This window comes from uncultured Dialister sp. (assembly GCF_900541605.1).
Taxonomy (GTDB): Bacteria; Bacillota; Negativicutes; order Veillonellales; family Dialisteraceae; genus Dialister.
This window is the reverse complement of record NZ_UQKJ01000006.1, coordinates 1-12,745: the sequence shown is the minus strand read 5'-3', so window position 1 is coordinate 12,745 and position 12,745 is coordinate 1. Positions and strand designations below refer to the sequence as shown.

The 12,745-nt window shown below is 50.5% G+C and carries 11 protein-coding genes; 5 read left to right on the top strand and 6 right to left on the bottom strand.

Annotated features, from left to right (window positions below; translation table 11 throughout):
- The first annotated feature begins 6 nt into the window (after window positions 1-6).
- Both QZR21_RS00955 and QZR21_RS00950 read left to right on the top strand, forming a co-directional pair.
- Window positions 7-396, top strand: a complete 390-nt coding sequence (locus tag QZR21_RS00955) for a hypothetical protein (protein ID WP_296097535.1) — start codon at window positions 7-9, stop codon at window positions 394-396.
- Window positions 397-541: 145 nt separating this feature from the next.
- On the top strand, window positions 542-2,296 hold the full coding sequence (locus QZR21_RS00950) for a diguanylate cyclase (protein WP_296097537.1): 1,755 nt from the start codon (window positions 542-544) through the stop codon (window positions 2,294-2,296).
- 57 nt (window positions 2,297-2,353) lie between these two features.
- Here QZR21_RS00950 and QZR21_RS00945 read toward each other — a convergent pair whose 3' ends face one another.
- The 6 genes from QZR21_RS00945 to sufC all read right to left on the bottom strand — a co-directional run bounded on the left by QZR21_RS00945 (window position 2,354) and on the right by sufC (window position 8,846).
- A complete protein-coding gene (locus tag QZR21_RS00945) occupies window positions 2,354-3,328 on the bottom strand; it encodes an ABC transporter substrate-binding protein (protein ID WP_296097539.1) in 975 nt (324 codons plus the stop codon).
- Between the two features lie 620 nt (window positions 3,329-3,948).
- Window positions 3,949-4,398, bottom strand: a complete 450-nt coding sequence (sufU, locus tag QZR21_RS00940) for a Fe-S cluster assembly sulfur transfer protein SufU (RefSeq protein ID WP_296973246.1) — start codon at window positions 4,396-4,398, stop codon at window positions 3,949-3,951.
- The gene (locus QZR21_RS00935; RefSeq protein ID WP_296097542.1) at window positions 4,398-5,630 is read right to left on the bottom strand and encodes a SufS family cysteine desulfurase; all 1,233 of its coding nucleotides are present in this window, start codon (window positions 5,628-5,630) and stop codon (window positions 4,398-4,400) included. The genes sufU and QZR21_RS00935 overlap by 1 nt, the downstream gene beginning before the upstream one ends.
- A complete protein-coding gene (locus tag QZR21_RS00930; protein ID WP_296097544.1) occupies window positions 5,620-6,678 on the bottom strand; it encodes a SufD family Fe-S cluster assembly protein in 1,059 nt (352 codons plus the stop codon). The genes QZR21_RS00935 and QZR21_RS00930 overlap by 11 nt, the downstream gene beginning before the upstream one ends.
- 9 nt (window positions 6,679-6,687) lie before the next feature.
- On the bottom strand, window positions 6,688-8,100 hold the full coding sequence (gene sufB / locus QZR21_RS00925) for a Fe-S cluster assembly protein SufB (protein ID WP_296097546.1): 1,413 nt from the start codon (window positions 8,098-8,100) through the stop codon (window positions 6,688-6,690).
- A gap of 2 nt (window positions 8,101-8,102) precedes the next feature.
- Window positions 8,103-8,846 (bottom strand): Fe-S cluster assembly ATPase SufC, encoded by a 744-nt coding sequence (gene sufC, locus QZR21_RS00920; protein ID WP_296097547.1) that lies wholly within the window; start codon window positions 8,844-8,846, stop codon window positions 8,103-8,105.
- 758 nt (window positions 8,847-9,604) lie between these two features.
- Between sufC and cobT the strand changes: the two genes are divergently transcribed.
- The 3 genes from cobT to larC are packed head-to-tail and all read left to right on the top strand — an operon-like array spanning window position 9,605 to window position 12,455.
- Complete coding sequence (cobT, locus tag QZR21_RS00915; protein ID WP_296098643.1) at window positions 9,605-10,657, top strand: nicotinate-nucleotide--dimethylbenzimidazole phosphoribosyltransferase; 1,053 nt, start codon at window positions 9,605-9,607, stop codon at window positions 10,655-10,657.
- Window positions 10,654-11,676, top strand: a complete 1,023-nt coding sequence (locus tag QZR21_RS00910; RefSeq protein WP_296098646.1) for a nicotinate-nucleotide--dimethylbenzimidazole phosphoribosyltransferase — start codon at window positions 10,654-10,656, stop codon at window positions 11,674-11,676. Before cobT ends, QZR21_RS00910 begins: the two co-directional genes overlap by 4 nt.
- Window positions 11,676-12,455 (top strand): nickel insertion protein, encoded by a 780-nt coding sequence (larC, locus tag QZR21_RS00905; protein WP_296098649.1) that lies wholly within the window; start codon window positions 11,676-11,678, stop codon window positions 12,453-12,455. The genes QZR21_RS00910 and larC overlap by 1 nt, the downstream gene beginning before the upstream one ends.
- Window positions 12,456-12,745 lie beyond the last annotated feature (290 nt).

Below are 12,745 nucleotides of genomic sequence, written 5' to 3'. Positions count from 1 at the left end.
GAAAAAATGGCACATAATTATCTGTTCGACGGGGTGGCAGTACTCATCTGCCTCTGGTTCATTAAATCCTATTTTCTGGGCAAAGCCAGTACGAAGGAAGAAAAGTTCCTGTATCAGGAAGCGCCTCGGTGGCTTCTCCTGTTCACAAGCGGCCTTGTCTGCGTAACCCTCCTCATGATGGTGGCAGTGGACTTCGGCCTGGCGCCTGCTTCCGCCAGCCAGGAAGGCACATTCCGACTCACCGTGGTATCCCTGCTGCTTTGGCTGGCCATGGCACTCTATACAAAATGGAACTGGGGGGTCCACATTACGGACCGTGAAATCCGTGGAAAAAACAATAAGCAGATGTTTATTCTCCTCATGCTTATGGCCTTTCTGGTATCTACCCTGTCTTGAAAAAAGCCCTCTGGGGCTTTTTTATTGGTCTAATAGCGAAGTCATAAAGAAGCCGTCCATCTATCCAATGAAATAATAGTTATGTTATAATATAATTATCATAAATAAATCACTTATTTTTCATCAAAATAAGAGGCTTTTTTCAGTGAAACAATATTCATTTGCCTTTACCACATTGGACTCACTCTACGACGAAATAGAGAAAGTAAAGATAAATCCTGAAAACCCGCAGGCCCCTGTTATCCATGTTTTCACCAGCACCAGATCCTGTGATATGGTGGAAGAAATCATGGACTGTCTGAAAAAAACATTTCCCCGCTGTCTCATTGCAGGTATGTCAACATCCGGTGTTCCCTGGAACGGAAAAATCCGCAGCAACCTGTCAATAGTGACCCTTATGGAATTTCAGGATACCCGGATTCGGACCTGTCATATACCTTCAGAGACGAAAGATGCAGGTCGGTCCCTGTATCATTCCCTTCTCTCCCGGTGCAGTCATCCGGTGGGGCTGGAAGTTCTCGCAGCTTCCCTGTACGATGGTACCATGGATTACTCGAAGACTTTTAAAGGGACTGACCCTCTTCTTCCGGTTTTTGGCGCACATGGAAGCACCTGTACTCCTGACGATTCTCCTTTTCTTTTTGACCGGGATCATATCTATTGGGACGGCTGCCTGCTGCTGCTTTATGATGGTTCCGTGGTCATTGACATGAATTCCATCCTGGGATGGACACCGCTGGGACAGTCCGCCAGAGTTACCGGAGTAAAAAACGGCCATATACTGCAGACCCTGGACGGAAAACCGGCTGTTTGGCTTTACAGGAAATACCTGCAGGTCAATGCGGACGCCTATTTCCTGAACAAGGCTGCTGCTTTTCCCCTGCTTCTTATGAGAGACGGGGCTCCGGTCGCACGGATACCATGGGGACTTGGTCCTTCCGGAGAACTTCTTCTTTCCGGTGATTGCCGACAGGGAGATATCATTCATCTATCCTACGAAAGTCCGAACAAAATTCGTAAAGCTGCTCGAGATGCCCTTACCCTGGCCCAGAATTTCAATCCTGAAGGACTTCTCCTTTTTTCGTCCTCCATTCGAACCATGGTGCTGAAGGAATCCATGAACATGCCTCTTGCGGTCCTTGAGCATATCCATCAGGCTGCCGGTGGGTGTTCCTGGGGAGAAATTGCCGGTACTACCGAACACGCTGATTCCATGGACATGACCTCTCTCCTCGTCCTTTTCCGGGAAGGCGGCAACGAAAAGCCCCGATGTCCGAAAAAAGCAGCCCCTCCGATTCTACGGGGACACAATAAGGCTGTTCTTCCGGGAGATCCCCTTTCTACCATCCGCCATCTGGCCAGTTTTATCGAAATGACTTCGAAGGAACTGGAAGAGTCCTACCGAAAGATGGCCTACATCGCCACCCACGACGGGCTGACAAATATTCTGAACCGGGGAACCATAGAAAAAATTTTGGCCGATTCCCTGGCCGCTCTTTCCGATGACCAGCCCCTTAATGCCATCATGATCGATGTAGATCATTTCAAAGGGATCAACGACTCCTATGGCCACATCATCGGTGACAGGGTGCTTACGGCCATATCTCACATTCTTGCCTCCCGCCTCCGGAGTAATGATTATGTCGGACGATGGGGCGGTGATGAATTTGTAATTCTCCTCCCCGGCGTGTCTCTGGAGGATGCACGAAAAATTGCAGAACGCCTCCGTCTTGCCATCTGCGAAGCTGATATACTTCCGGACAAAGCCCGGGTTACTGCCAGCTTTGGTGTAGCAAAGGCACTTCCCGGTGAAAATATAGACCTGTTTTACCAGCGCATGGATAAGGCCCTGTACATGGCCAAAAACGAAGGAAAAAACAAGGTCACTATACTGAAATAAAAAAAGCTTTCCGATTCACAAAGAACCGGAAAGCCTTTTTATTACGAAACAGTTCGCTCAGCTGATGATTTCTGCCTGTTTTTCCAGATTGCCCGGAATAGAAATGCCCAGAATTTCTGCACTCTTATTATTGATTACAAGGTCCATATCTTTCTGGTACTCAATAGGCATATCGGCAGCCTTTGCCTTGCCGGAGAGGATTTTTGCCGCCATGGCTCCTGCCTGTTCTCCCAGACGGTAATAATTGATAGACACCCCAGCCAGGGCTCCGTTCTTTGCCATGTTGCTGTCACCACCGATGACCGGAATCTTCGCCTCATCGGTCACTTTGATCAGTGCCGGGAGGGCAGAGGAAATCACATTATCCGTGGGTACATAGATGAAATCCACATTCCCTGCGAAGGCTTCCGCCACCTGCTGGAGGTCATTGATGGAGGTCACCGTTTTTTCCATGACTTCTATGTGGTTATCCTGGCAGTATTTCTTCATCCGTTCCGCCTGGATGGCGCTGTTAATCTCGGAAGAACTGTAAATGAGTCCCACTTTCTTTGCATTCGGCACAAGGGCAAGGCCCAGTTTCATCTGGGCTTCCACGGAGGACATATCCGAAACGCCGGTGACATTGCGGCCCGGCTTCTCATTGGAATCCACCAGCTTGGCCTGCTCGTAATCGGTAATTGCCGTTCCTACGATGGGAATATCATGAATCTCATTGGCCAGGTTCTGGGCTGCCGGAGTTGCGATCGCACAGATCAATGCCGGTTTCTTTTCCTTCAGCCTCGTCGCGATGGACGCAAGGTTTGACTGGTCCCCCTGGGCATTTTCCTGGATAAAGGTGGCCTTGCTGTCATCGTAACCGTTTTCCTTTAATCCATCCTTGAATCCCTGGTTCGCCTCGTCCAATGCCTTGTGTTCCATGAGCTGCACAATGGCTACCTGTTTCTTCCCATTTCCTTCGCTGCCGCAGCCTGCTCCGGCCATGGCTGCCAATACCATGGCACCGATGGCCATAGCTTTCATCCACTGTTTCATAGGTTCCTCCCGTAATTTTGAATCTGTTTCTACCCCATTGTATCATGAAAGAAACGGAAGGGACAATGGCCAAAGGAGCTGTGGCCTTTGACCAGGGCTGGTAAAAAGCAGCTTAGCAGCAACGGGTTTCACTTAAGAGACTCTACGAACCGGACTACAGGGAACGTCAGCAGCTGAATATCCAGCGAGTCCCTTCCTCCTCTATGGATTGGCAGCTATCAGGAGGAAAGCATCTGTTCTACAGGTCCCGCCTCTATGAGGCGGATCCATCCCCTGCCCTTTGGGCTGCCCCCTTCTCCAAGGGGGCACGTGGCTGCCAGTATTTTCAATAGATGAAATGAACCGTAAGAATGCAGTTCCTCGTAGAAGGAGCACGTTCTTAACAAATAGAGCCATTTGCACAAATGTGTTTGAGACGAAATACCGGACGCCTTATTTCTGCCAGACTTCCCTCTACAGGCCTGCCGTCTCCCAAAGGTACGCTTTCAGTGCATAGTATCGGTACTATAAAAACTGCATCACTATATGCATAGCGCGCCGCACTTCCATCCTTAAATTCTCATGCCTCATTTTCCGTAAAGAAAAAGACCGTACCGGAGTACAGTCTTTTTTATGCGTTCTCACTGCTTCTGCAGCTGTTTTTCCACTTTTTCCAGCGCCATTTCCAGGGTATGCCAGCCGAGGGTGGCGCATTTCACGCGAACCGGCATTTTGGAAATATCCTTCAGGGTAATGGCGGCTTCCAGTTCTTCCAGCTGGGAGTCATCGGTTACTTTGCCCCGGATCATGTCGAGGAAAAGCCGGCAGAGCCGGAGTCCTTCTTCCACGGTTCGCCCCTGCAGGAGTTCCGCCATCATGGCTGTGGATGCCTGGCTGATGGCGCAGCCGGTGCCGGTGTAGGCCAGGTCTTTGATGATGCCGTTTTCGATTTTCGCTTCAATATCGATATCATCCCCGCAGCTCGGGTTATGCCCGTGTTCATGAACCGTGGGATCAGAAATTTTACGTTTATTGGTCTTGTCCTTGTTATATTCCAGGATAAGATCGGTGTAGAGCTGTTTTAATTCCATTAATCATCATACCCCATAACTTTCCGGACATCCTTCAGTTTGTCCAGGAAATAATCCACTTCTTCTTCGGTGTTGTAGAAATAGAAGGAAGCACGGCAGGATGCATTGATGCCCAGGTAGTAATGGAGGGGTTCTGCGCAGTGGTGGCCGGTGCGGATGCAGATGCCGTCGGCAGACAGGATCTGAGCCACGTCATGGGGATGGACACCTTCCACTTCAAAGGCCACAAGTCCCTCTTTTTCTTCCGGATTTTCCGGTCCGATAATATGAATAAAGGGCAGCTTCTTCATCCCTTCCAGGCAGCGGGCAACAAGCTTTTTTTCTTGGGCACGAATTTCATCATAACCGATGGATTCCACATATTTAATGGCTGCCACCAGGCTCACGGCGCCTTCCACATACTGGGTGCCTGCCTCAAACTTGGCCGGCAGCTCGGCAAAGGTCGTTTCCTGTTCATGCACATCATCAATCATGTCTCCCCCCAGCATGAAGGGTTCCATGTCATTCAGCAGTTCTTCCTTGCCATAGAGAACACCGATGCCTCCCATGGAGCACATCTTGTGTCCGGAGAAGGCAAAGAAATCACAGTCCAGGTCCTGCACGTCCACTCTCTTATGAGGCGTGGACTGGGCACCGTCGAGAACTACCACCGCCCCATGGGCATGGGCTCTCTGAATCAGCGGTTTCGGATCAAAGTCAATGCCAAGAACATTGGACACCTGGGCGAAAGCAAAAATCTTGACCCGGGGATCGTCGATTTTCTTCAGTTCCTCTTCCGGGAAATGGCCGGTTTTTTTATCCACATAGATATAATCCAGTACGGCGCCGGTCTTTTGGGCCACTCTCTGCCAGGTGACCAGGTTCGAATGGTGTTCTGCAATGGTAATAAGGATGTGGTCCCCCTTCTTCAGGTGGGTTTCTCCGTAGGAACGGGATACCAGGTTCAGGGATTCCGTCGTATTTCGGGTATAAATAATTTCCTTTGCACTTTTGGCGTTAATAAATTTCCGCACCACTTCCTTGGAAGAATCATAGGCTTCGGAAGCGGAAATGGCAAAGATATGGGCACCCCTGTGGGGGTTGCCGTTATTATGGGTCACATAGTCCAATACCGCATTGACCACAGGCAGCGGGCGCTGGGTGGTAGCGGCATTATCAAAATAAACGATCTGATGGCCATTCACTTTGGTCTCGAGAATCGGAAAATCTCTTCTGATGAGTTCACTGTTCATAGTTTACGTTCTCCTTGGAATCCAGTTTATTCCTGAGTTCTGTAATCACTTCATCCTGCACCGATGCATCCATACCATCGATAATCGGCCGGATAAGGGCTTCTATCACGATTCTTCTGGCTTCCTCCAGGGAAAATCCGCGGCTCATAAGAAAATAGATGGTATTGCTGTCAAGCTGGCCGGCACTGGATGCATGGTTCCCCTGTACATCGTCTTCCGTGCACAGCAGGAGTGGCAGGGAAATATTCTTCGTCTTCGGTGCAAGCTGGATGGCGTAATCGCCCTCATCGCCTACGGAGCCGCTGCAGCCTCTCTTGAAGTCCAGGGTTCCCCGGAAAATCTTTTTGGATTCGTCGTCCAGGGCTCCTTTCACATCGATTTCCGCGTGGGTCTTCTTACCCACATGGTCGATGTGATAGAAAAAGTCCAGATGCTGTTTTCCTGTGCCCGCATAGACCGCCTTTTCTGTCATGGATGCATGCTTTCCTTCCAGCAGTCCATAGCTGTGGACATAGATGTCTTTTCCACCCAGTTCAGCGGCGGAAAAATCGGCTTTCGCCCTTTCTCCCAGTACCGTATGGCGCTGGTCATATACATCGGTCCCCGAAAGTCCGCTTTCCACGCGGGATACTTTGAGCTTTGCCTCTTTATCCAGACGGTAATAGGCTCCGAAAAGACTGGTTCCCTTTTCTTTGCCTCCGGAAATCCGATATACCAGGTCCAGGCTTGCCCCTTCTTCCAGATGGAACGAAAAGGCACCGGCCGTATCGGGATGTTCCTCGCTGCCGGTCAGGGACACGGTAAGTTCTGCCTTTGTATGGGCAGGAATGGTAATGGTATAATGACTGCCCTTTTTCAGAGCTTTCACCGTTTCTTCCGATGCGCCACGGAAATCCTCCGGAAGGCTTCCGCCCTCTTTCACGTAGGTTCTGTCGGAAAACAGGGGTTCACTTCCCATTTCCGGCGCTTCAAACTGTACAGGCGTATCGTTGGTATGAAGATAGCGGTATGTAAGAAGAGGCAGCCGGTTGATTCTGATTTCTTCCATAATGCCTCCTTATCCTATGGCCCCTTCGAATTCCAGATCGATGAGGCGGTTCATTTCCACCGCATATTCCAGCGGCAGTGCTTTGGAAATCGGTTCTGCAAATCCACGGACCAGCATGGCCTTTGCATCTTCTTCCGAAAGGCCCCGGCTCATGAGGTAGTAGATATCCTCGTCCGGAATGCGGCCGATTTTAGCTTCATGGCCCAGGTCGATATCATCATTTTCAATAACGATATCCGGAATCGTATCGGACCGGGACTGGTCATCAAGCATGAGGGATTCGCAGCTGATGGAGCCCTTCGTCCCCTTTGCATTGGGTCCGATGTAGACGACGCCCCGGTAAATAGCAGTACCGCCGCCTTTGGAAATGGATTTCGAGTTCACTGTCATGGACACATCCTTGCCCAGAGCTTCCACTTTGGAACCGGTGTCCAGGAACTGTCCTTTGCCGGCAAAGGTAATCCCCGTAAATTCACAAGTAGAACGATCCCCCTTGAGCACCGTATCCGGATAGAGACAGGATGTATGGGAACCAAAGGATCCGGAAACCCAGATCATATGCCCATCTTCTTCCACCAGAGATTTCTTGGTGTTCAGGTTGTACATATTCTTCGACCAGTTTTCAATGGTAGAATACCGGAGGGTAGCCCCTTTCTTTACAAAGAGTTCTACGGCACCGGCATGGAGATTGGCCACATTGTAACGGGGTGCAGAGCAGCCCTCAATGAAATGGCAGGACGCCCCTTCTTCCACGATGATCAGGGTATGTTCAAACTGCCCTGCTCCCGGCGCATTCAGCCGGAAATAACTCTGGAGAGGCATTTCCACATGAACACCCTTCGGTACATAGACGAAGGAACCGCCGGACCATACGGCATAGTGAAGGGCCGCAAATTTATGGTAATTCGGAGTGATGAGCTTTCCGAAATAAGGTTTGATCAGTTCCGGGTATTTCTTGACTGCCGTCTCGAAATCCACGTAAATAACGCCCTGTTCTTCCAGTTCCTTCTGGATATTGTGGTATACCACTTCCGAATCGTACTGGGCACCTACACCGGCCAGGGACTTCTTCTCCGCTTCCGGAATACCAAGACGGTCGAAGGTTTCCCTGATATTTTCCGGAAGATCCTCCCACCGGGCCTTCATGTCCGTCTTCGGACGGACGTAAGTATCGATATGTTCCATATCGAGCTCCGAAATATCCGGCGCCCAGGGTGGAACATCCAGTTTATTATAAATTTTTAAAGCCTGGAGACGTTTCTGCAGCATCCATTCCGGTTCATCCTTTTCTTTGGAAATTTCCCGGATGACCTCTTCCGTCAGGCCCGTATCGGCCTTGTAGGAATATTCGACCTTATCTTTGATGTCGTAAATACTGCGGTTTACGTCTTCTACCTGGCTTTTTTTCTTTTCTTCAGCCATGATTACACCTCACTGCGGTATGCATCAAAGCCGTTGGTCTCAATTTCATCCACCAGTTCCGGGCCGCCTTCTTTGACAATACGGCCATCAATGAGCACATGTACGTATTCCGGCGTAATGAACTTCAGAATCTGGTTCAGGTGGGTAATGATGAGAAGGGAATTGTTCTCATTGTGATATTCAGAAATATTTTTTGAAACAATGCGCACCGCATCCACATCGAGGCCGGAGTCCGTTTCATCGAGCATGGCCAGCTTCGGGTCCAGGATACGCATCTGGAGAATTTCACTCTTCTTCCGTTCGCCACCGGAGAATCCGTCATTCAGGTACCGCTGGGCATAGGAAGGATCCATGGCCAGGTCTTCCATTCTCGTCCGCATGAGACGCTTGAAAGGAAAGAGACGCTGCTGCTTGCCGGAAATGGTAGTCTTGGCAGTACGGATGAAATTTTCCATTGTAATGCCGGCCACGGAAATGGGGTTCTGGAAAGAAAGGAAAATGCCCAGCTTTGCCCTTTTATCTACAGACAGGTTTGTAATGTCCTGTCCTTCAAAATAAATATGGCCCTCAGTAACCTTGTAAACAGGATTTCCCATGATGGCATGAAGCAGTGTCGATTTACCTGCCCCGTTAACGCCCATAATGACATGGACTTCCCCCTTGTTCACGGTGAGGTTAATGCCGTGGAGGAGTTCTTTCCTGCCTACGGAGACGTGGAGATTTTCCACGCGAAGTAATTCACTCATTTGATCACCTCATATATATTGTAACCCGTATGCGCTTAGTTACGTATACAATTAAAATCTTATTCCATTTTATATTATTTTTATCGATATGTCCATACACGTTCCTGCAATATGGTCTTAAAGGCTCCGATAAAAACGGGGAAAGCCCCCTAAATTATCGAATAATTTCTATATGTAATCTATGCCGTATTGATTTCGATGGAATGAATGAGGAAATAAGATATATGTATTTTGATAATGCGTAGTAGTATTGCGGTCTGACGAGCTGATGGGGTTCGTGGCTGGCCGGCGGGCTGCCCGAATGGATGGGGCATAAAGGTGGTGGGTCGGGCGCCGCTTCGCTGGCCCGACCGGTGCGCAGCGAACTGCATTCGTAGGGAGCCGTAGGCGACTGAGAATGCAGTGAGTCGCTTTCCCCGTGGGGTTGTGGCTTTGGGAAGGCTGCCGCCTTCCCAAAGCGGGGGCTGTTGGTTCAATGGCCGCCGATGGCGGCTGATCCACCTTATGCCCCCGCTTCAACAAGCGAAGCGATGTTGAAGCCACCACCTGGTTGGCGAGCGCAGCGATGCCAACCCACAACCCTTACGCCCCATCCACCCCATTGGGGACGCTCGCCTATCTCAGCTGACAACTCGACAAACTGAAATTGGCAGCACTCATTCCGCTTCACTTTTGCCAGTCTCCGATATGGTATAATGAATAAGAATATCATTGCAAAACTAATATATCACTAATGAATATATAATAAGGAGGAATGTATGGGATTATTGGACGAGACGATTAACCATATCCTGCCGTTGGATGAGGACGCCATGGAAAAGGCGGCACGGCGGTGGAAGGACCTGTACCTTGGCATGGGGGACCTGGGAAAAATGGAAACCATGGTGACCCAGTATGCCGGAATTACGGGAGAAGTGATTCCGGCCATTCCCAGGTGCTGCACGGTGATTGCCTGTGCGGATCATGGGGTATACAAGGAAGGAGTTTCCGCCTATCCCCAGTCTACCACCGTAGGCATGACGAGAGCCTATGTGGAGACGAAAGGGGCTTCCGCCAATGCTATGGCTTACTATGCGGGATCCGACATGGTGGTGGTGGACATGGGCATTAATGCGGATATGTCCGGCGTTCCGGGGCTCCTTGACCGTAAAATTGCCTGGGGCACAAAGGATATTGCCGAAGGTCCGGCCATGACCCGGGGAGAAGCTATCCGGTCCATCGAGACGGGCATAGAGATTGCAGAAGAGAAAATCAAAGAGGGATACCGGATTTTCACCATTGGAGAAATGGGAATTTCCAATACCACCTCTTCCGCCTGCATTTTGGGCGCTTTTAACCACTGGAATGCCATCGAAGTGACGGGGCGTGGAACCAATATTTCCGATGAACGGCTTCGGCACAAGGTGGAAGTGGTGCAGACTGCCATGGATGTGAACCACCCGGATCCAAAGGATGGTCTGGATGTACTGTCCAAGGTCGGAGGTTTTGAATTCGGCTGCATGACCGGTGTCATTCTGGGAGCTGCGGCAAACCATGCCATGACCATCATTGATGGATTCAATACGACAGCCAGTGCTTTCATTGCAAAGGCCCTGGCACCGGAGTCCGTCCATTATCTTATGGCGTCCCACCTGTCCCTGGAACAGGCCCATAAAAAGTCCCTGGCCGCATTGGGACTCACAGAGTATATAGACCTGGATTTCCGCCTCGGCGAAGCCGTAGGTGCCGGCATCCAGACGAAAATGTTTGACCTGGCCCTTTCGGTGTACCGGGAATGTGCAACTAAAGAAGAAGTGGGGGTGAAAGCATGAGCGGGATTCCGAAGTTGAATGAAGAAATTATGAAGGCCTGCCAGCTTTATGTGGATAACCTGATCAAGCCGATCCATTCTTTAGGAAAACTGGAAGAAATGGCAGTCCGTATCGCCGGCATTCGGGGGGAAGTAAAGCCGTCCTACCTGAACAAGGCCCTCGTTATTTTTGGCGGAGATACGGCGGTGGACGGTGAGAACAAGACAAAGGGGCAGCTTTCTCATGATGAAATGAAACTGGTGGCCCAGGGATATGGCCCGGTCAATGTGATTGCCCGCAACCTGGAGTCCCCCGTATATCTGGTGGATGTGGGACTGGAAAAAGATACCTCCGATATCGAAGGGGTGCTGACAAAGAAAATGATTCATGGTACCCATCATGGTCATCCCGCCATGGATGATGAAGTGGTAAATGGCGCTGTTTCTATCGGCATGTCCGTAGCCAAGACCCTGGCCTCCCAGGGGGTCGAAGCGGCGGGGCTTGGCAACATAGGGGAGCGGTCTCTTCTCTCTGCCCTTGCAGTGACGGCGGCAGTCATGAAAGAAGACCTGATGAAAGTATCTGCAAAGGGCGGATACAGCATCCGGCTGGCTGGTATTGGAAACTTTGGGGAAAATCCAATCGGAAACCTGGCGGAAGTGGGGTCCTGCGAGATTGCTGCGCTCTTCGGATTCGTAGTGGAAGCGGCTAGAAACGGCATGATTGTAGCTTTTGACAATGCGGTAACCGGAGCAGCCGTACTGGCAGCGGTGACGGTGTATCCGGAAATCAGGAATTTTGTATTTCCTTCCGTTTATTATGAAGAACCGGTACATAAGATGCAGATGCAGAAACTTGGCATGCATGCCTATCTTCATTATGATTTCACGGAAGCCGAAGGATTTGGATCTGCCCTGGGATTGTCCCTGCTGGATGCGGCCATTGACATGCTGAACCAGATGAAAACATTTGGTACTGCCGATGTGGATGTGGCCATTGATGGAGCAGGCAGCGGAAGGCAGAGAAAGGAGATCCGGTAATGAAAGCTCTTTTTATCAGATGCTATGGAAAATTGACGGTGGACATGATGGTAGGAGGACTCATTGATATGGGAGTGCCTCCGGTGTATCTGAAATCTCGGCTGAAGGATGCCGGACTTCCGGAAAATTTCATTGAAAAGCCGAATCCCAAGGCCCAGGTATCGGCCCACTATTTTCATATTCCCCCCAGCGGAAACAAGCCGCTGCTCCTGAAGGAAGCGGACCTTTTCAGAATATGGAAAGAAATCTGCAGCAAAGGGGCTCCGGAGTGGGAAGAAATCGGCTGGAAGGTCTTCTCTGTACTCACTGCCGGTGCTTCGGATGCAGTGGATGATATTCCCGGGAATATTGTGGATTTAAGAAGGATAGGGGTATCCGAGGAAAATCTGTCTTCCCTGTATCTGTTCCTGGCAGCATTGGATTACCTGGAAGTGGAAACGCTCTTTACCTGCCCCTTTTCCATCACAGCCGGAAAGACGGAAGCAGGGAAGGCAGCAGCCGCTATCCTGACGGACGCCGTATCTACGGTGGGCACTCCGATTTCCACAGAAGAAATTGCTCCTTTCGCTGCCGCCATGCTGGAAGGCCTTTCTGCCTCTTTTATGCCCATGGACAGCCGCTTCCTGGCAGACCGTACAGCCTATGGAAGTTCCAGCGCCGAAAAGCCTACCGGAGACAATACGGTGGCAGAATATCTCGGTTACTTTACGGACCGGGGAGAATCCATCTTCAGCCGCCATATGAAGGTTTTCGGCATGGATTCCGGACTGGATCTGTAACAGGGACTTTGGAGTATTGCCAATTTCAGTTTGTCGAGCTGTCCCTTGAGGTTGGCGAGTGGCCAAACGGGGTGAATGGGGCTAAGGGTTGTGGGTAAACATCGCTCTGCTCGTTCACCGGGTTGTAGGTGCTTCGCACCGGGGGCATAAGGTAGAATGGCGGCTTCGCCGCTATTGGCCAGCCTCCTTCCTCAGAAGGCGAGGGTCCTGCAGAGGACCTTCGAGCCGGGCCCATATGGGCGTCTATACTGCACAATAAGACGTCTTCTATTTGTGGCCCGGCGGTGGCG